Here is a 16,700-nt window from a genome sequence, read left to right as displayed (position 1 = left end):
GCACGGCGCGGCGCTCACGCGGTGCGCCACCACTGCCAGAGCGCCGACGCCAGCAGCAGGGTGCCGGTAAAAAACAAAATGATCAGCAGCACGCGGCGAAACGCCAGGTCGCTCAGCCGTACATACAGTCGCGCGCCCAGGCCGGCGCTGATCAATGCCGTCGGCAGCAGCAGCGCGAACAGCCGCAGCACTTCGCCGGTCAGCAAGCCGTTGAAGAGATAGACGACCAGCGTCAGCGACTGCATCGCAATAAAGAAGCTCTGGCACACCGCACGCTGCACGTCCTTGGGCCAATTGCGCAGGATGCACCACAAGGTCGGCACCGGGCCGATCAGGCCGGCGATCCCGCCCAGCACGCCGGCCACCGCACCGATCGCGCCGTCGGCCTTGCGTCCGCCCCAGCGAATGCCGGGCAAACTGGCCGACCAGAGCATCAACGGGCAGTACACGAATAGCAATGCGCCCACGGTCATGCGTAGCCACAGCGGGTCCAGATACGGCAGCAGGCTCGCGCCCACCGGCACGCCAATCACGCCACCCGCGATAAACGGCCACACCATCGCGGGGCGAATGCTATGGCGCACGGTGCGGATCGTCAGCAATTGCCCCGACAACGAGCCCACGACCAGCATCGGGCCGATGAGTTGCGGCTTGATGGTCCAGGCCCAGAACACCATGGCCACCAGGCCGAAGGCAAATCCCGCCAGGCCGGAAATGAAGCCGCCGACGGCCGAGCCGATCAGCACCAGGACGGCGGTGTGGCTCATGCGGCCAGCAGCGATTGCCCAGGCTGCACGCGCGTGAATTTGACCGGTTCGTGCGACACGCTCAAATCGTCTCCGGCGCGTGCGGCTTCGCGCGCGCGCACGACCGTATAGGTCGAGGTGGCCAGGTCGCCCGCCTCGGGGTGGTCGTCGCGAAAATGCGCGCCGCGGGAATCCTCGCGCGCCAGCGCCGCAGTGACGATCGCGCGGCTCACGGCAATCAGATTGTCGAGATTGAGCCAGTCGTGCCAGGTCAGATGGAACGTGCGCGCGCCGTCGTCGATGCCGCAACGATCCAGCCGCGCAGCCAGTTCGGCCAACGTATCCCTGGCGCGCATCAGGCCTGTGGCGGTGCGAATGATGCCGGCGTCCTGCCACATGGTTTCATACAGCGCGTCGCGAATCGCCTGCAGTTGTCCTGCCGGTTGATGGAACGGATGCTCGCTGCGCGCGATTGCGTGTGCAATGGCGTCCTCGTCCGGCGCTCGCCAGTCACTCTGGCCGATCCAGGCCGCCATGGCGTCGCCGGCAATGCCGCCGAACACGGTCGAGTTGGCCACACCGTTGCCGCCGAGGCGATTGGCGCCATGCACGCCGCCGGTGTCCTCTCCCGCCGCGAACAGGCCGGGGAGTTCGGTCGCGCCGTCGGTCTCGAACATCAAGCCGCCCATCATGTAGTGGGCGGTGGGCACCACCTCGACCCGTCCGCCAGCCAGATCGAAACCGCAATCGGCGCAGCGCTCGACCATGCCCTTGAATTGGCGACGTACGTTCTCCGGCCCCAGGTGCGCCATGCTGATGTACACGCCGCCATTCGGGCTCACCTGGCCGGCCAGCATTTCGCGATAGATGGAGCGCGACACGATGTCGCGCGTGGCGCGCTCGGCGCGCGCATCGTAGCGCGCCATGAAGCGCTCGCCAGCGCCATTGAGCAGATATCCGCCAGCGCCGCGCAGCCCCTCCTCGAGCACCGTGCCGGTCATGCGGGTGTGCTGTCCGGCCAGCAGGCCGGTCGGGTGGAATTGCACCATTTCCAGGTCGCGCAGCGGCAGGCCGCTTTGCAGCGCCATGGCCAGACCATCGCAACTCTTGTCGCCGCTGGGCGTGTGGTACTTGTACATGGTCGGGCCGCCCCCGGTGGCGAGCAGCACCGCACGCGCCTGCACGAATACGTAGGCGCCGCTGCGCACGTCGATCATCAGCACGCCGGCCAGGCTCGCGCCGTCGCTCGAACGGATCAGTGCGATGGCGCGATGCTCCTCGAGCCGGTCGATGCCGGCCGCCCAGACCTGCTCGGCCAGCCGGCCAATGATCTCGATGCCGGTCAGGTCACCCTTGTGCACGGTGCGATCGAACGTCTGGCCGGCGAACGCCTTTTGATGCAGCGTGCCGTCCGGATTGCGATCGAAAAAGCAGCCGATTTCGTTCTCGAGTTCGTGCACGCGCTCGACCGCGCCGTTGACCAGCGTCCAGGCCAGTTCCTGATTGGGCAGCCACTTGCCGCCCTCGATGGTGTCCATGAAATGCCGCTCGATCGAGTCGCCGTCGGCCAGCGCCACGTTATAGCCGCCCTGAACCATGCGCGTGCAGCCGCATTTGCCGAGCAGTCCCTTGACGGCGATCGTCACCCGCAGCGCGGGCGCGGCGCGCTTGGCGTGCAGCGCGGCGAACAGCCCCGCGCCGCCCGCGCCGAGAATCAGGACGTCGGTCTGGATACGACGCAGCGGCAGGTTCATGAGTGCACTCCGAGGGCCGCCAGCGCATCGGCGCGTCGCGCCTGGGCCTGCGCCGCCACGTCGGCGTACAGACTGCCGCCGTGGCTGTCCATGCCCACCAGCAACGGGCCGAAATCGCGGATGCGAAAGCGCCACAGCGACTCCGGATTCAGGTCGTCGAGATCGACGTCCTCGATCGCCTCGATCCACGTCGTCTCCAGCGCGGCGGCACCGCCGACGATCGCCAGATAAGCGCCGCCCAATTCCGCGAAGGCACCGAGCGAGTCGCTGCCGAGTCCCCCCTTGCCGATAATCAGGCGCACGCCCAACTGCGTCATCAATGGCCGCGTGAAGCGCTCCATGCGGGCGCTGGTGGTGGTGCCGATGCACACCGGCGCATAACCGGCGGGATACTGCGGCGACCGCGCCACGCGCCGCACATTGGGCGCCGTGTGGATGGCCGCGCCGCCGCGCATATCGAAGCGGGTGGTGCGGCCGTGGTCGAACATCGCAATCTGGTTTGCATCGCGAATGCCGAACAGCGTGCCGTTCAGGGTGACGGTGTCGCCTGCGCGCAGCGCCCGCACAGCGGCTTCGTCGACCGGCAGTGTAATGTCATGATGCGCCATGGCGCCTCCTCCATGCAGACGACGTTATTCGTAAGCCACGCCGGCCGGCGTGAAGCGTGCCAGTGCGCGCCGTGCCGAGTGGCATTGCATATTGACGGCGGCCGGATTGAGCGTGATGTGCGTGTGGGCCACTTCGACATGCACGGCAAACGCGGTGGCGTCCCCGCCAAGCCCCTGGGCGCCGACGCCCAGCGTGTTGACCACGTTCGACAGTTGCGTCTCGAGCTCGCGCCCCTGAGGATCGTCGCAGTGCGAGCCGAGCGGGCGGGTTGCGGCGATTTTGGCCAGATGCACGCAAAGGTCGGCGGTGCCGCCCACGCCGACGCCGACGATGGTCGGCGGGCAGGTTTTGCCGCCGGCCGACAGCACGCAATCGACGACGAACGTCTTGATGGCATCGACACCCTCGGCCGGCAGCGCCATCTTCAGCCACGAATTGTTCTCCGAGCCGCTGCCTTTCGGAATCATCTCCAGCGTCAGGCAGTCGGGCGCCTCGCAAAAATCGATATGGATGACCGGAATGCGCGTGCCGCACGACGTGTGCAGATTCTGCCGGGTCAGCGGGTGCACCACCGACGAGCGCAGCGGATGCTCGCGCGTGGCACGTGCCACCCCGCTGGCAATCGCTTCCTTCAGCGCCCAGCCGTCGAACTCGACGCCGCGGCCGACGACCACGTTGTAGATCGGAATGCCGGTGTCCTGGCACAGCAGATTATCGGTTTGCTCGGCCACTGCGATATTACGCACCATGGTGTCGAGCACGCGACGTCCCGTCGCGCTGCGCTCGGCGGCCTGAAGCCGCGTGAAGCCCTGTTTGATGTCATCCGGCAGAATCTTGAGGGCGCGAATGTAGAGCAGACGAGCCGCCTCTTCGACGGCGGCGGGGTCGATTTTCATCAGTGGAATTCCTCCATCAGGACTGCATGCCCCAGCGCCGCACCGTATGGCGTTCAATCACGCGGAAGATCAGGTTCTCGACCGCCAGGCCGATCAGAATCACGGTGAGCAGCCCGGCAAAGACATTGGCGATGTCCAGCAGGTTCTTGTTCTCGTAGATGAACCAGCCCAGCCCGCCCGAGCCGGAGCTCACGCCAAACACCAGCTCGGCCGCGATCAAGGTGCGCCATGCAAAGGCCCAGCCGATCTTCAGGCCGGTCAGGATGCTGGGGAAGGCCGCCGGAATCAAAATCTTGGTGATGTAAGCCGGCCCGCGCAACCCGTAGTTGCGTCCGACCATCTTCAACGTCGTGCTGACCGAAGAAAACCCCGAATGGGTGTTGAGCGCGACCGACCAGGTGACCGAGTGGATCAGCACGAACACGATGCTGCCGGTGCCCAGGCCGAACCAGATCAACGCCAGCGGCAACAGCGCAATTGCCGGCAGGGGGTTGAACATGGAAGTCATCGTCTCGAGAAAATCGGTACCGATGCGCGACGAGATCGCCAGTGCCGTGAGCAGCGCGGCGAGCAGGATACCGGCCGCGTAGCCCACCAGCAGCACGTGGATCGACGTCCAGGCGCGCTCGAGCAGCACGCCGCTGAATATGCCGTGCCACAGGGCGCCGAGCGTGGCACCCAGGGTCGGCAGCAGCAGCGCATTATTGAGGGAGCGGCCATAGCCCTCCCACAACAGCCCGAGAATGACCAGGATGAAGAGCTTGCGCAGCCACGCCTGGTTGTAAAGCTTTTCGAACCCCGAGAGCGGCTTCTCGACCACGCTGAAGTGCTTGGCCTCCTCGGCCTGCCGCACGATCTCGGCGCGTGCCGCCGGCAGCGGACGGGCGCGCGAATTCACGGTGCCGTCAGACATTCTCCGCCTCCTCGATCGTTTCGGAAAACAGCATCTGTTGAATACGTTGCTCGAGCACCTGCGCCGAAGCACTGTCGGTGGCGGTGTCCAACTCCGCGCGCACCTGGCCGGGATGCGGCGACAGCAACAGGATGCGGCTGCCGATCTTGATGGCCTCCGGGATCGAGTGGGTCACGAACAGGACGGTGAAGCGTGTGTCTTCCCACAATGCCAGCAGTTCATCCTGCATCCTGCGGCGCGTAAGCGCGTCGAGCGCGGCAAACGGTTCGTCCATCAGCAGAATGTCGGGCTCCATCGCCATGCCGCGCGCGATCGCCACGCGCTGCTTCATGCCGCCGGACAATGTGTGCGGGTAGCTCTGCGCGAATTTCGTCAGACCCACCTTATCGATATAGTGCATCGCCCGCTCCTCGATCGACTTGCGGTCCAGGCGGCGCGCCGCGGCCAGCGGGAACATGACGTTCTCGCGCACCGTCTTCCAGGGCAGCAACTGATCGAACTCCTGGAACACCATCATGCGGTCGGGCCCGGGCTTGCGGATCAACTGCCCTTTCAGGCGCATCTCGCCCTCGGTGGGCGTCAGATACCCGCCCACCGCCTTGAGCAGGGTCGATTTCCCGCAGCCCGACGGGCCCAGCAGGATGAACCGGTCACCCTGCAGGACCTGGAAGCTGACCCGGTAGGTGGCCATCACCAAATGGCGCGGCGTCTTGTATTGCAAGGTGACGCCCGACACATCCAACAACGCTTGCGAATGACTCATGCGACGAATCCTCGTGGTGGGAGATCAACTGCCGTCGGCGCTGTGCATGGTCGGAAAGAACATGGCTTGCCAACTGTCGGGTTTTTTCTGAATCAGGCCGGTGTGCAACATGAACGTCGCATACTTCATGACGTTGTGCGGCACCGTGGTGAACGAAACGTCGGGGGTATCGATCATGTGCTCGATTTCCGCCACGTCGCTCTTCTGTCCGCTCAGGCGAAGATAGGTCTGCGCGGCCCACTTCTTGTCGTGGTTGATCATCTCGATCGATTTCTCGAGAGCGCCCATGAAGGCCTTCACGAGTTTCGGATTTTGCTTGTAGAAAGTGCTGGTGCACCACACCAGATTGAACGTCGACTTGCCGCCCAGCACATCATACGAATTGAGCACGGTATGAATGCCTTTCTTCTCCAGTTCCTGTTCCTGGAACGGCGGCGACCCGAAATGCGCGTCGATTTCACTGGCGCCCGACAGCAGCGCCTGCTGGGCGTCGGGGTGCGAGAGCGAGACCGTCAGATGATCGAGCGCGTTTTCCTTACCCGGGCCGAACGCTTTCTCGGCGGCCATCTGCAGCGTGATCGCCTGAATCGATACCTTGACGGCCGGCAAGGCGATCTTGTCCTTGTCGGTAAAGTCCTTGATGGTCTTGACCTTCGGGTTGCTCGTATTGAGCAGCAGCGGCATCGAGTTGATCGACGACAGCGCCTTGACCGCCAGCGGCGTGCCGGCTGTTCGCGACCACATCATGACCAGCGGTCCGACGCCGCCCGAGGCGATCTGCAGCGATCCCGAGAGCAGCGCGTCATTCATCACGTTGCCGCCGGCAAACTTCACCCAATCGACCTTGAGATTGGGAATGCCCTCGGCCGCCGCCTGTTTCTCCATCAGCTTTTGATCCTGCATGATCATCAACGGCAAATAGCTGACGCCGTACTGACGGGCGATCTTGATTTCGGTCATTTCGGCGCGTGCGGTAGCACAAGCCAGAATGAGAGCAACGGCCAATAACGAACGACACACTTTCATGGTTCCCTCCTCCCAGGTGCAAGCGATGGCGGCATGGGTGCCGCTCATCATTTGACGGATTCAACGGATCAAAGCCAGCAGATAAGCCAGGCCGAACAGTGCGGTGAAAGCGATTGCGATAGTGGACAACGTCTTTTGCAGCGCGTGCCAGGCGAAGAACTCGATGCACAGCACGCGCAGGCCGGCCGCCAGATGCGCCGCCAGGGCGACCACCACCGCCCATTCCAGGGTGCGCACCAGCGGCGCGCGAGTCAGGTCGAGTACCGTCTGCAGCGGTGCGGCGCCTGCCAGTGCCTGACCGAGCACGAGAAAATGCAGCGGCAGGAACAACGCCAACGCCAGTCCGGACACACGGTGTATCAAATACATCCACCAAGAGGACGGCCGTTGCAGATGGTGCGTGCGCATCGTCATGCTCCTCCCCAGCACACCGCGTACACCGCGCGCAGACCGAGCGCGGCCAGCAGCGTGCCGTACAGGACGCACGTCGTGTCGAGCGAGCGTCCGCGCCAGCGCGTCCATTCCAACAGAATATTGCGCAAGCCGAGCGGGGCATGAATCGCCACGGTCAGTACAAAGGTTCCGTAGAACAGCGTCCACGGCACGCTGGCGCGAGTGCGCTCGAGAATTGCCGCGGCGCTCAGGCCATGTCGCACCGCGTATATCAGCGTCGCCAGATGAGCGGCCACGCAGCAGGCCAGCACCACCGCGCTCAGCCGCTGTGCGGCGAAACGCTGCAGTTCGGCGCGCGCGGCGGGGTTCATGGCTCGCTCCGCAGCCAGGCGCGCGTGCCCACGCGCTTGAGTCCAGCGATCGCGCCGGTCAGCGGCAAATGCTTGGGGCAATTGGCGGTGCAATTCATTTGGGTATGGCAGGCCGGCGCGCCGGCGGCATCGAGCACCGCCTCCAGGCGGGACGCGTTGCCCACGTCGCGCTCATCGTTCACCAGGCTCCAGGCCCGGTTGAGCGCGGCCGGGCCCAGATAATCAGGCCGTTGCGCGACCACGTCGCACGACGCATAGCAAACACCGCAGCCGATGCATTCGATGCTGGCGTCGGCCGCGCGGCGCTCCTTGCTCGCGGGCTGCACCGGCACCACCTCGTCATGGCGGGTGCGGGCGCCCTGGAAGCGCCCATGCGCCTGCGTCAACTTATCGAAAAAAACCGACATATCGGTGACCAGATCGCGAATCACCGGCAGATTGCGCAACGGGCGCAACTCCAGCGTATCGCCTTGCATCACTTCGGCCACATGCGTGCGGCAGGTCCAGCGCGCACGGCCGTTGACCATCATCGCGCACGAGCCGCACATGCCGACCCGGCAGGCGAAGCGATAGGACAGGGTGGGATCTTGCGTGCGCTGGATTTCGGTCACCACGTCCAGCACGGTCTGGCTGGTCAGGCGGGGCACGGTGAAGCGTTGCAGATGGCCACCCGCAACATCACCACGCCATACATCGACGGCAAGCATCGCTGACATCGTGTCTCCTGTCGGTGTTTTTATTATTATGATTTAAATCATATGTATGTGTTGCAGTATAGGCCAACGCCCCACGCGCCGCAACTGCCTTGGCGTCTGCGTGCCTGCGCTATGCCGCGCCGTCTCCGGCCAGATCCCGCAGTTGACCGGCCAGGCCGTCGGGCAGCGTGATGCCTTGCTGCAGCGCTTGCTCGCGCAGCGTGTCGCGCCGCGCGCCGGGCAAGCGCACTGCTTCGTCCAGCCGCATCGCATCGATCAGATCCTCGACACGCTGCGCATAGGCGGCGTTGCCCGCCAGCGCACCGGGGTCGACCAGCCAGAACAGCTGGCCCAGACACGGACGGTTGCCTGCTCCCTCGAAAAAGGAATCGGCCTCGAAGCCGAACTGCGAACCGGTCAGCGCGACGCACAGCAGCTCCACCATCAGCGCCAGCATGGCGCCCTTGACGCCGCCGAACGGCAGCATCATGCCTGCCAGCGCCGCCTTGGCGTCGGTGGTCGGCTGGCCCTCGGCATCGAGCGCCCAGTTCGGGGGGATCGGCTTGCCTTCCTTGGCGGCGATCATGATCTTGCCGCGCGCGACCTCCGAGAGCGACATATCGATCAGCAGCGGGCGGCCGCTCGCGCGCGGGAATACCGCGCCGATCGGGTTGGTGCCGAACAGCGCGCGCCGGCCCTGCCAGGCGGGAATCGCGGCCGGCGAATTGCTGAAAGCGAGCCCTACCATACCGGCCTCGGCGACCGCCTCGAGGTGGTAGGCCGCCATGCCGAAGTGGTGACTGCGTGTGATGCCGGCCACGGCGGTGCCATGCCGGCGCGCGTGCTCGATGGCGGTGTCGATCGCCAGCCGGCAGGCCGGGTAGGCCAGGCCGTCGGCGGCGTCGACCAGCAGTGCGGCGTCGCGACCGGCGGCCAGCCGGGGCTCGGCCCGCAGGTCGACGCGCTGGTGGCGCGCGTGCTCCAGATACATCGGCAGGCGCGCCAGGCCATGCGAGGGCAAGCCGCACAGTTCCGCGTAGACGAGTGCGCGCGCGGTCGTGTCGGCCGCGGCATCGCTGGCGCCGGCACGGCGCAGCACGCGCTCGGCCAGCTCGGTAAGTTCGGTGACGGTGAAATGGGCCATGGTGTCTTGAAGGCTACGTTGCTTTCGAAGGCTTGGGGGCATTGAGCACGGCGGCCACGCGTTGCGCCACCATCGTGCTCACACGTTGATTGGCCTCGTGCGAGAGGCCGGCGATATGCGGCGTCAGCAGCAGATTGGGCGCGCCGGCCAGCGCGCTGTGCGCGGCCAGCGGTTCGTCCTCGAACACGTCGAGCGCCGCGCCGCCCAGGCGGCCGCTGCGCAACGCTGCGGCCAGTGCAGCTTCATCGACCACACCGCCGCGGGCGGTATTGATGAGAATCGCGCCGGGCTTCATGGCATCGAGCCGGGCCGCATCGATCAGATGCCGGGTCTGCGGGGTCAGCGGCACGTGCAGCGTCACCACGTCGGCTTGCCCCAGAATATCGTCGAGCGTGGCGCGCGTGGTCCCGTTTTCCTGCCAGCAGGCTGCATCCGGCGATAGCAACGCGTCGTAAGCGAGCACGCTCATGCCAAGCGAGTGCGCCAGATGCGCGCTCAGTTGGCCGATACCGCCAAAACCGACCACGCCCAGCGTCTTGCCCGCGACTTCCCGTCCGCTGGACAGCGCCGTGCGCGGCCAGGCACCCTGCGCGACCTGTTCGGTGGCGCGATAGGCGCCGCGCAGCAACAGCAGTGCGCTGGCGATCACGTATTCGGCTACCGCCCGCGCGTTCGCGCCGGTCGCGGGCGCCACCTCGACGCGACGTGCCGCGCAGGCCGGCAAGTCGAGATTGTCGAGCCCCACGCCGAGCCGTCCGACCACGCGCAGATGGGGCGCGCCAGCGAGCAGGGCGTCGGTGACTTGCGTGCGATTGCGCACGATCAGCGCGTCGGCGTCGCTCAGCAACGTGGCCAGCGCGGCCGGCTGGTCCACCAGCGCGGGGTCGTAATGCACGGTAAAGCGCTCGCTCAGCCACGCGACGGCGGCGTCGTCCATGAATTCGGAAATGACGATTTTCGGCATGGTTCCTCGACCCGGGGGGAAAGAGGGCGGCCGAGCCGGCAAAGCGGCCCGGCCGGTGCAGGGCGCGGCGCGCCCGTTGCGTCAGGCGCTTTCGAACAGCCGCGTGAGCACGAACTCGCGATGGCCGAGCGCCTCGGCCGAGGTGAAGCGCCCGTTGGCGGTGGCCAGCATGCACTCGAGCAGCTTATCGCCGGTCTGATCGAGATTGAGTTCGCGTTGCAGCAAGCCGGAGCAATCGACGTCGATATGCTCGGACATCGTCCGCACGGTGCGCGGATTGGCGCACAGCTTGATCACCGGCAGGATCGGGTTGCCGATCACATTGCCCTGGCCGGTCGGGAAGAAGTGCACGACATAGCCTGCCGCGGCGCACAGCGTGACCATCTCGGCGGCCGCCGACGACGAATCCATGAACCACAGTCCCGGGCCGGTGGGCGTCTCGGCCTTGTCGAGCACGCCGTCGACCTTGCACACCTTGCCGATCTTCTGGATATTGCCCAGCGCCTTTTCCTCGATGGTGGTCAAGCCGCCGGCAATATTGCCCTTGGTCGGCTGCGACTCGGAGAGGTCGTCGGTTTTCCAGCGGTTGATCATGTCCTGGTAGCGGTTGAACATGAACATGAACCTCTCGCGCACCGCGTCGTTGGCGCAGCGTTCGGCGACGATCTGCTCGCCGCCGGTGATCTCCGAGGTTTCACCGAACACCAGTGTGCTGCCCAGCGGATAGAGCTTGTCGAAGGCATTGCCCACGGTCGGATTCGAGCCGCACCCGGAGGTCGTGTCGGACTCGCCGCACTTGGTCGAGACCCATAGTTCGCCGATCGGGCATTCGGTGCGATGCAGTGCCGTCGCGTAGTGGACGAATTCCTTGGCCTTCTTCGAGGCACGCATGATGGTGTCATGGTCGCCATGCAATTCGATGCCGAAGCCGACGACCGGCTTGCCGGTCTTGGCGATGCCGTCGACCACGCGCTTGGTCCAGCCTTCCTCGATACCGATGACGATCACCGCCGCGACGTTCGGGTTGCTGCCGGTGCCGATCAGCGTGCGGAAATGCAACTCCAGGTCGGCGCCGAACTGCAGCCGGCCATACGGATGCGGGATCGCCATGGTGCCCTTGATATTGTTGGCGACTGCTTCGGCCGAGGCATTGGACAGATCGTCCACGGGCAGAATGATGACGTGGTTGCGCACGCCGACGCGCCCGTTCTCGCGCCGGTAGCCCCAGAAAGTGGTGTTTTTGTCTATGACAGCCATGATGGAATCCTCGATAGGAAATTGAGCAGAGTGGGCGATGCGCGGCTTACCAGCGCTTGGTCTTGATGTTGTGCACGTGGGCGTGATCGCCCGCCTTGATCGGGGCGACTACCTTGCCGATGTCCACGCCGTATTTGTAGACCGTGTCGCCGACCTGCATGTCGCTGAGCGCGACCTTGTGCCCGATCGGAATGTCCTGACGTGCCTTGACCTGAATGATCTTGTCTTCGTCCATGATCCAGGCATTGAGCTCGGTGCCCGCCTGAATTCCTTCCACCACCGCCACGGCAACCGTGTCCTTGGCTTCGTGCAATACCGCATGAATCATGATTATCTCCTCACTTTGATTGGCATCCTCACCCAGGCAGCCGGCGCCGATGGGTCGTCCTGGTGAGTTGCATAGTATGCACAAGTGAGATCAATGTCAACTAAGTGATCTATATGAGTTGATTGAATTGTCCCGAATGTTAGAATACGCGCATCCGCAGGAGACCGATTCCACTATGAACAACGATATTGCAATGCCGCACACCGCGATGATCGGCAGTACTTTGTATAAAGAGGTCAAGCGCGGCATTCTGGCGGCGCTGGCCGGCGGGGAATGGAAGGCGGGCGAGGCCATTCCGGCCGAGCGCAAGCTGGGCGAGCGCTTCGGCGTATCGATCGGGACGCTGCGCAAGGCGATCGACGAACTGGTGGCAGAAAATATTCTGATTCGCCATCAGGGCCGCGGCACCTTCGTCGCCACGCATGCGCGCGACCATCATTATTTCCGGTTCTTCCGGGTGGTCCGGCAAGACGGTTACAAGACCTATCCCACGGTTGCGCTCGAGCGCTTTCGCAAGGCCAAGGCCAGCCGTGAGGCTTGCGAGAAGCTGGGCCTGGGCACGGGCGCCAGGGTGTTTCAGTTCACCAACCGGTTGATGCTCGACGACGACATCGTCATGCTCGATGAAATCACATTGCCCGAGGCACTGTTCGCCGGCTTGACCGAGGCCGATCTGCGCGATCGTCCCACTACGCTCTACAACCTTTACCAGGATGTCTTCGGGCTCAACGTAATTCGCACCGACGAGCGCCTGCGGGCAGGGCTTGCCGAGGGCGACTCGGCCCGCCTGCTCGGCGTGCCGGCCGGCACGCCGCTCATCGAACTGCGCCGGATCGCATTTTCGTATCACGATCAGCCGGTCGAGTGGCGCATTTCGCGCCTGAATACCGAGAAATACGAGTATCTCGTGAGCGAGGCCGGCGCATGAACGCGCCGCGCGTCATCGACCTCGACACGCGCAAGGCACTGCTGTTCGCTTTGACGGCCGAGCGGCTTGCGGCGTTTTACGAATATGGCCAGTGGATGACCGGGCCTCAGGGCGCGACGCTGGCGGCGCAATGGCTGTCGCGCTCGAAGCTGCAGTTGGCGCTCGCCGAGCGACGGCTGCTGTCGGATTTGAGCGATCAGATGGCGCGTGAGTTGGCGGGCACGCTCTCGCGCGAAGCCGGACTCTACACGGCGCACGCCATGATGGAAGCGCTCGACCCCAATTATCGTTCCGACATCGCGTTCGATTTGCTCGACGAGTGCGAGCGACTGCTGCGCGAAAACGGCTTGACCGAATAGGCCGGCACCCGATGCGAGGAGACATTCAAGCGTGACCGATCCTCGATCTTCCGACGCGCGCGCCGTCGCGCCCGCGGCCGAACGTAATCGCGACGCGATTCTGAGTGTGCTGCGGCGCGTCTTGCCGGGCGCCGGCACGGTGCTGGAGATCGCCAGCGGCACCGGCCAGCATGCCGTGCATTTCGCCGCGGCGTTGCCGAATCTCACGTGGCAGCCCAGCGACATGGACGCCGCCGCGCGCGACTCGATCGCTGCCTGGCGCGCCCATGCCGGGCTGGCGAATCTGCGCGCGCCACTGGCGCTCGACGTGTGTCGCCATCCATGGCCGATCGCCTCGGCGCAGGCGGTGGTCTGCATCAATATGATTCACATCTCGCCGTGGGCGGCGGCCGAGGGGCTGTTCGCTGGCGCCGCACGATTGCTCGCTTGCGGCTCGGCACTGTTCCTCTATGGGCCCTACAGGCGCGACGGCGAGCATACCGCGCCGAGCAACGCGGCGTTCGATGCGCAGTTGCGGGCCCGCAATCCGGCCTGGGGCGTGCGAGACATCGAAGCGATGGTGCAACTGGCCGGCAGTCACGACTTCCAGTTGGAGGAAGCCGTGCCGATGCCGGCCAATAATTTCAGTCTGGTATTTCGGAAGGGCAGCCCGAGCGGCGTTTGAGTCGCGGGCCGGATTGGCGCCGTCAGGGCCGCTGGCGCACCGCGCTCTTGGGCCGAAACGCCTTGCACACGGTGTCGTGCGTGTCGATATAGGGTCCGCCGATCAGGTCGATGCAATAGGGGACGGCGGCAAAAATGCCGTGCACCAACGTGTTGCCCTGAGCGTCCTTGAGGCCTTCCAGGGTTTCCTGGATCGATTTCGGCTGGCCGGGCAAATTGATGATCAACGCGGCATGCGCAGGCGTCTCGCGAATTACCGCGGCCTGGCGCGACAGAATCGCGGTGGGCACGAAGTTCAGGCTGATTTGCCGCATTTGCTCGCCGAAGCCCGGCATTTCCTTGGTGCCGGCCGCCAGTGTCGCCTCCGGGGTGACGTCGCGCCGCGCCGGCCCGGTGCCGCCGGTGGTCAGCACCAGATCGCAACCGGTCTCGTCGACCAGTTCGATCAAGGTGCGCACGATTGTCTCGTGCTCGTCCGGAATCAGGCGGGTTTCGGCCTGCCAGGGGCTGGCGAGCGCCCGGCCCAGCCAGCTCTGCAGTGCCGGGATGCCCTGATCCTGGTAGGTCCCCTGGCTGGCACGGTCGCTGACCGACACCAGGCCGACCAGCAATTCATCCGGATGACGGCGGGCTTTCATTCGTGAAACTCCTCGCTGGAGCCGCTTTCCGGGGCGGGCGCGCCGGCCGCGGTCTCGGGCGTCTCGAGCAACTCGCGCAACGCCTGGAACAGTTCGCGAAACGCCTTGGGCGGGCGCTGCTGCTGCTGTTCGCGCCGCGCATTGCGGATCAGCGTGCGTAACTGCTGAGCGTCAGCCTGCGGATGGCTCGCCAATAACTGTGTCAGCGCGTCGTCATCGGCCAGCAGCCGCTCGCGCCAGCGCTCGAGGGTGTGCAGGCGGACGGTCTCGGCCTTGCTGACACCCTTGATGGCGTCGAGCGCGCGGCGGATCGCCGCGACTTCGCTCTCGTGCAGCGAGCGCATGACCTTGCCGACGTACTGCAACTGACGCCGCTTGCCTTCATGACTGGTGATGTTGCGCGCCTCGCGCACCGCGTCGTACAGGCGTTCGGGCAGATCGAGCCGGCCGAGCGCCTCCCTCGAGAGCGCGACGAGTTCCTCGCCGATATCCTGCAGGGCGTGCATTTCGCGCTTGAGTTGCGACTTGCTCGGCCGCGCATCGGGGTCGGGCAACGGGCTGTGCGCGATTTGATTGAATCGTTGTTGGTGCGTCATGGCGCGTATTGTACCGCGCCGGCAGGGCCCTTGGCGGGATAGGGCGGCCGCGCCGCGCGGCAAATCATGGAACGGGACGGGCCAGGAATTGTTAAGATTGCGGTTCCCTCTGTTTTACGCCCAGCCACTCATGTCATCGTCGACCCAGCATTTCCCGCATTCCCAGGATCAATTGAAGGAAATCGCCTCGGAGGTCCTGCGCCAAGCCAAGGCGCTTGGCGCGACCGATGCGGCGACCGAAATCTCCGAAGGCGATGGACTGTCGGTCTCGGTGCGCCGCGGCAAGGTCGAGACCATCGAACACAATCGCGACAAACTGGTCGGTGTGACGGTTTTCATCGGCCAGCGGCGCGGTAATGCCAGCACCTCGGATTTTTCGCCCCAGGCGCTACGCGACACGGTCGCCGCGGCGTACAACATTGCCCGCTTTACCGCCGAGGACGACTGCGCTGGTCTGGCCGAGGCGGAATTGCTCGAGACCGATCCGCAAGACCTGTCGCTGTTTCACCATTGGGCGCTGACCCCTGACGAGGCGGTCGAACTGGCCCGGCGCGCGGAACAGGCCGCTTTCGACACCAGCCCGCTGATCCGCAACTCCGAGGGTGCCGGGGTGTCCGCCCAGCACTCCCAGTTCGTGCTGGCGACCACCCGCGGCTTCCTGGCCGGCTACCCGTATTCGCGCCACTACATTTCGTGCTCGCCGATCGCCGGGTCGGGCGGCAACATGCAGCGCGACGACTGGTACAGCTCCAAGCGGGCAGCGGCCGATCTGGCCGCGCCGGAGGCGATCGGCCGCTACGCGGCAGAACGAACCCTGGCGCGCCTGCGCGGGCGCAAGCTAGCGACCCGCAAATGCCCGGTACTGTTCGAGGCACCGCTGGCCGCCGGCCTGCTGGGGGCCTTCGTGCAGGCCGTGAGCGGCGGGTCGCTCTACCGCAAGGCCACCTTTTTGGTAGACAGCCTGGGCAAAACGGTTTTTGCGCCGCACGTGGGCATCAGCGAAAATCCGCACGTGCCGCGCGCGATGGGCAGCGCGCCGTTCGACGAGGAGGGCGTGCGCACCCTGGCGCGCGACGTGGTGCGCGCCGGCGTGGTCGAGGGCTATTTCCTCTCGACCTATTCGGCCCGCAAGCTCGGCATGCAAACCACCGGCAATGCCGGAGGCTCGCACAACCTGCGGCTCTACAGCACCGAGGCGCAAGCCGGCGACGATTTCCGCGCGATGCTCCGCAAACTGGGCACCGGGCTGCTGGTTACCGAGCTGATGGGCCAGGGCGTCAATTACGTGACCGGCGATTATTCGCGCGGGGCCGCCGGGTTCTGGGTCGAAAACGGCGAAATCCAGTATCCGGTCGAGGAGATCACCCTGGCCGGCAACCTGCGCGACATGTTCGGCCAGATCGCGGCGATCGGCAACGACGTGATTGTGCGGGGCACCAAAGAAACCGGCTCGGTCCTGATCGAGCAAATGACGATTGCCGGGCATTGACCGGTATTCGGGTTTCCCTGTAAGCGGCGTATTTCGCGAGCGATGCCGGCGCGTTTTGCGCTATCCTTGGGAGCTTTCTTGATAAATTGGCGGCGATCCACGGGGGGTCGCCGTATCAAATGTACAGCATGTACGGCATGTACGACCTGATGTCTGGAGGAAAGACAA

General features: G+C 65.2%; 20 protein-coding genes. 4 read left to right on the top strand and 16 right to left on the bottom strand.

The window, feature by feature from the left end:
* Positions 1-14 precede the first annotated feature (14 nt).
* The 14 genes from PATSB16_RS12865 to PATSB16_RS12800 form a co-directional block, all read right to left on the bottom strand.
* Positions 15-767 (bottom strand): sulfite exporter TauE/SafE family protein, encoded by a 753-nt coding sequence (locus PATSB16_RS12865; RefSeq protein ID WP_047214508.1) that lies wholly within the window; start codon positions 765-767, stop codon positions 15-17.
* Positions 764-2,500: an L-aspartate oxidase gene (locus PATSB16_RS12860; RefSeq protein WP_047214507.1), complete on the bottom strand. Its 1,737-nt coding sequence runs from the start codon at positions 2,498-2,500 to the stop codon at positions 764-766. Before PATSB16_RS12860 ends, PATSB16_RS12865 begins: the two co-directional genes overlap by 4 nt.
* Entirely contained in the window at positions 2,497-3,108 is a 612-nt protein-coding gene (locus PATSB16_RS12855) for a fumarate hydratase C-terminal domain-containing protein (protein ID WP_047214506.1), read from the bottom strand. The genes PATSB16_RS12860 and PATSB16_RS12855 overlap by 4 nt, the downstream gene beginning before the upstream one ends.
* 24 nt (positions 3,109-3,132) lie before the next feature.
* Complete coding sequence (locus PATSB16_RS12850; RefSeq protein ID WP_047214505.1) at positions 3,133-4,005, bottom strand: fumarate hydratase; 873 nt, start codon at positions 4,003-4,005, stop codon at positions 3,133-3,135.
* 16 nt (positions 4,006-4,021) lie between these two features.
* Entirely contained in the window at positions 4,022-4,918 is an 897-nt protein-coding gene (locus PATSB16_RS12845; RefSeq protein ID WP_047214504.1) for an ABC transporter permease, read from the bottom strand.
* A complete protein-coding gene (locus PATSB16_RS12840) occupies positions 4,911-5,681 on the bottom strand; it encodes an ABC transporter ATP-binding protein (protein WP_047214503.1) in 771 nt (256 codons plus the stop codon). Before PATSB16_RS12840 ends, PATSB16_RS12845 begins: the two co-directional genes overlap by 8 nt.
* A gap of 24 nt (positions 5,682-5,705) precedes the next feature.
* Positions 5,706-6,707, bottom strand: coding sequence for an ABC transporter substrate-binding protein (locus PATSB16_RS12835; RefSeq protein WP_047216543.1), 1,002 nt, complete (start codon positions 6,705-6,707; stop codon positions 5,706-5,708).
* A gap of 60 nt (positions 6,708-6,767) precedes the next feature.
* On the bottom strand, positions 6,768-7,121 hold the full coding sequence (locus PATSB16_RS12830; RefSeq protein ID WP_206093649.1) for a succinate dehydrogenase/fumarate reductase transmembrane subunit: 354 nt from the start codon (positions 7,119-7,121) through the stop codon (positions 6,768-6,770).
* Positions 7,118-7,471 carry a succinate dehydrogenase/fumarate reductase transmembrane subunit gene (locus tag PATSB16_RS12825; protein ID WP_047214501.1) on the bottom strand — a complete coding sequence of 118 codons (354 nt, stop codon included), beginning with the start codon at positions 7,469-7,471 and terminating at the stop codon, positions 7,118-7,120. Before PATSB16_RS12825 ends, PATSB16_RS12830 begins: the two co-directional genes overlap by 4 nt.
* A complete protein-coding gene (locus tag PATSB16_RS12820) occupies positions 7,468-8,187 on the bottom strand; it encodes a succinate dehydrogenase/fumarate reductase iron-sulfur subunit (protein WP_047214500.1) in 720 nt (239 codons plus the stop codon). The genes PATSB16_RS12825 and PATSB16_RS12820 overlap by 4 nt, the downstream gene beginning before the upstream one ends.
* Positions 8,188-8,296: 109 nt before the next feature.
* On the bottom strand, positions 8,297-9,310 hold the full coding sequence (locus tag PATSB16_RS12815; protein WP_047214499.1) for an Ldh family oxidoreductase: 1,014 nt from the start codon (positions 9,308-9,310) through the stop codon (positions 8,297-8,299).
* Between the two features lie 13 nt (positions 9,311-9,323).
* Positions 9,324-10,274, bottom strand: coding sequence for a hydroxyacid dehydrogenase (locus PATSB16_RS12810; RefSeq protein WP_047214498.1), 951 nt, complete (start codon positions 10,272-10,274; stop codon positions 9,324-9,326).
* Positions 10,275-10,355: 81 nt separating this feature from the next.
* Positions 10,356-11,531, bottom strand: a complete 1,176-nt coding sequence (locus PATSB16_RS12805; RefSeq protein WP_047214497.1) for a UxaA family hydrolase — start codon at positions 11,529-11,531, stop codon at positions 10,356-10,358.
* A gap of 46 nt (positions 11,532-11,577) precedes the next feature.
* Positions 11,578-11,859 carry a UxaA family hydrolase gene (locus tag PATSB16_RS12800; RefSeq protein ID WP_047214496.1) on the bottom strand — a complete coding sequence of 94 codons (282 nt, stop codon included), beginning with the start codon at positions 11,857-11,859 and terminating at the stop codon, positions 11,578-11,580.
* Positions 11,860-12,034: 175 nt separating this feature from the next.
* Between PATSB16_RS12800 and PATSB16_RS12795 the strand changes: the two genes are divergently transcribed.
* Genes PATSB16_RS12795 through PATSB16_RS12785 form a run of 3 tightly spaced genes read left to right on the top strand, consistent with a single transcriptional unit; the run spans position 12,035 to position 13,810 of the window.
* Positions 12,035-12,787: a GntR family transcriptional regulator gene (locus tag PATSB16_RS12795; protein WP_047214494.1), complete on the top strand. Its 753-nt coding sequence runs from the start codon at positions 12,035-12,037 to the stop codon at positions 12,785-12,787.
* Positions 12,784-13,146 carry a hypothetical protein gene (locus tag PATSB16_RS12790; protein ID WP_047214493.1) on the top strand — a complete coding sequence of 121 codons (363 nt, stop codon included), beginning with the start codon at positions 12,784-12,786 and terminating at the stop codon, positions 13,144-13,146. The genes PATSB16_RS12795 and PATSB16_RS12790 overlap by 4 nt, the downstream gene beginning before the upstream one ends.
* 31 nt (positions 13,147-13,177) lie before the next feature.
* Positions 13,178-13,810, top strand: coding sequence for a DUF938 domain-containing protein (locus tag PATSB16_RS12785; RefSeq protein ID WP_047214492.1), 633 nt, complete (start codon positions 13,178-13,180; stop codon positions 13,808-13,810).
* A gap of 22 nt (positions 13,811-13,832) precedes the next feature.
* Here the strand turns inward: PATSB16_RS12785 and mog are convergent, their stop codons facing one another.
* Together mog and yjgA are read right to left on the bottom strand one after the other, a co-directional pair.
* Complete coding sequence (gene mog, locus PATSB16_RS12780; protein WP_047214491.1) at positions 13,833-14,447, bottom strand: molybdopterin adenylyltransferase; 615 nt, start codon at positions 14,445-14,447, stop codon at positions 13,833-13,835.
* Positions 14,444-15,043 carry a ribosome biogenesis factor YjgA gene (gene yjgA / locus PATSB16_RS12775; RefSeq protein ID WP_047214490.1) on the bottom strand — a complete coding sequence of 200 codons (600 nt, stop codon included), beginning with the start codon at positions 15,041-15,043 and terminating at the stop codon, positions 14,444-14,446. Before yjgA ends, mog begins: the two co-directional genes overlap by 4 nt.
* Positions 15,044-15,173: 130 nt before the next feature.
* Between yjgA and pmbA the strand changes: the two genes are divergently transcribed.
* Entirely contained in the window at positions 15,174-16,532 is a 1,359-nt protein-coding gene (gene pmbA / locus PATSB16_RS12770) for a metalloprotease PmbA (RefSeq protein ID WP_047216541.1), read from the top strand.
* The last annotated feature ends 168 nt before the right edge of the window (positions 16,533-16,700 follow it).

Origin of the sequence: Pandoraea thiooxydans, assembly GCF_001931675.1 — a bacterium.
GTDB lineage: Bacteria > Pseudomonadota > Gammaproteobacteria > Burkholderiales > Burkholderiaceae > Pandoraea > Pandoraea thiooxydans.
Note: the sequence above shows the minus strand (reverse complement) of the source record. Positions and strands in the feature narration are given on the sequence as shown.

Bases quoted from the DNA above. Each gene is read 5' to 3' on its own strand.
- PATSB16_RS12820 (WP_047214500.1), bottom strand. From the start codon at position 8,187: ATGTCAGCGATGCTTGCCGTCGATGTATGGCGTGGTGATGTTGCGGGT.
- PATSB16_RS12810 (WP_047214498.1), bottom strand. From the start codon at position 10,274: ATGCCGAAAATCGTCATTTCCGAATTCATGGACGACGCCGCCGTCGCG.
- PATSB16_RS12840 (WP_047214503.1), bottom strand. From the start codon at position 5,681: ATGAGTCATTCGCAAGCGTTGTTGGATGTGTCGGGCGTCACCTTGCAA.
- mog (WP_047214491.1), bottom strand. From the start codon at position 14,447: ATGAAAGCCCGCCGTCATCCGGATGAATTGCTGGTCGGCCTGGTGTCG.
- PATSB16_RS12860 (WP_047214507.1), bottom strand. From the start codon at position 2,500: ATGAACCTGCCGCTGCGTCGTATCCAGACCGACGTCCTGATTCTCGGC.
- PATSB16_RS12830 (WP_206093649.1), bottom strand. From the start codon at position 7,121: ATGACGATGCGCACGCACCATCTGCAACGGCCGTCCTCTTGGTGGATG.
- PATSB16_RS12795 (WP_047214494.1), top strand. From the start codon at position 12,035: ATGAACAACGATATTGCAATGCCGCACACCGCGATGATCGGCAGTACT.
- pmbA (WP_047216541.1), top strand. From the start codon at position 15,174: ATGTCATCGTCGACCCAGCATTTCCCGCATTCCCAGGATCAATTGAAG.
- PATSB16_RS12800 (WP_047214496.1), bottom strand. From the start codon at position 11,859: ATGATTCATGCGGTATTGCACGAAGCCAAGGACACGGTTGCCGTGGCG.
- yjgA (WP_047214490.1), bottom strand. From the start codon at position 15,043: ATGACGCACCAACAACGATTCAATCAAATCGCGCACAGCCCGTTGCCC.
- PATSB16_RS12805 (WP_047214497.1), bottom strand. From the start codon at position 11,531: ATGGCTGTCATAGACAAAAACACCACTTTCTGGGGCTACCGGCGCGAG.
- PATSB16_RS12865 (WP_047214508.1), bottom strand. From the start codon at position 767: ATGAGCCACACCGCCGTCCTGGTGCTGATCGGCTCGGCCGTCGGCGGC.
- PATSB16_RS12790 (WP_047214493.1), top strand. From the start codon at position 12,784: ATGAACGCGCCGCGCGTCATCGACCTCGACACGCGCAAGGCACTGCTG.
- PATSB16_RS12855 (WP_047214506.1), bottom strand. From the start codon at position 3,108: ATGGCGCATCATGACATTACACTGCCGGTCGACGAAGCCGCTGTGCGG.
- PATSB16_RS12845 (WP_047214504.1), bottom strand. From the start codon at position 4,918: ATGTCTGACGGCACCGTGAATTCGCGCGCCCGTCCGCTGCCGGCGGCA.
- PATSB16_RS12815 (WP_047214499.1), bottom strand. From the start codon at position 9,310: ATGGCCCATTTCACCGTCACCGAACTTACCGAGCTGGCCGAGCGCGTG.
- PATSB16_RS12825 (WP_047214501.1), bottom strand. From the start codon at position 7,471: ATGAACCCCGCCGCGCGCGCCGAACTGCAGCGTTTCGCCGCACAGCGG.
- PATSB16_RS12835 (WP_047216543.1), bottom strand. From the start codon at position 6,707: ATGAAAGTGTGTCGTTCGTTATTGGCCGTTGCTCTCATTCTGGCTTGT.
- PATSB16_RS12850 (WP_047214505.1), bottom strand. From the start codon at position 4,005: ATGAAAATCGACCCCGCCGCCGTCGAAGAGGCGGCTCGTCTGCTCTAC.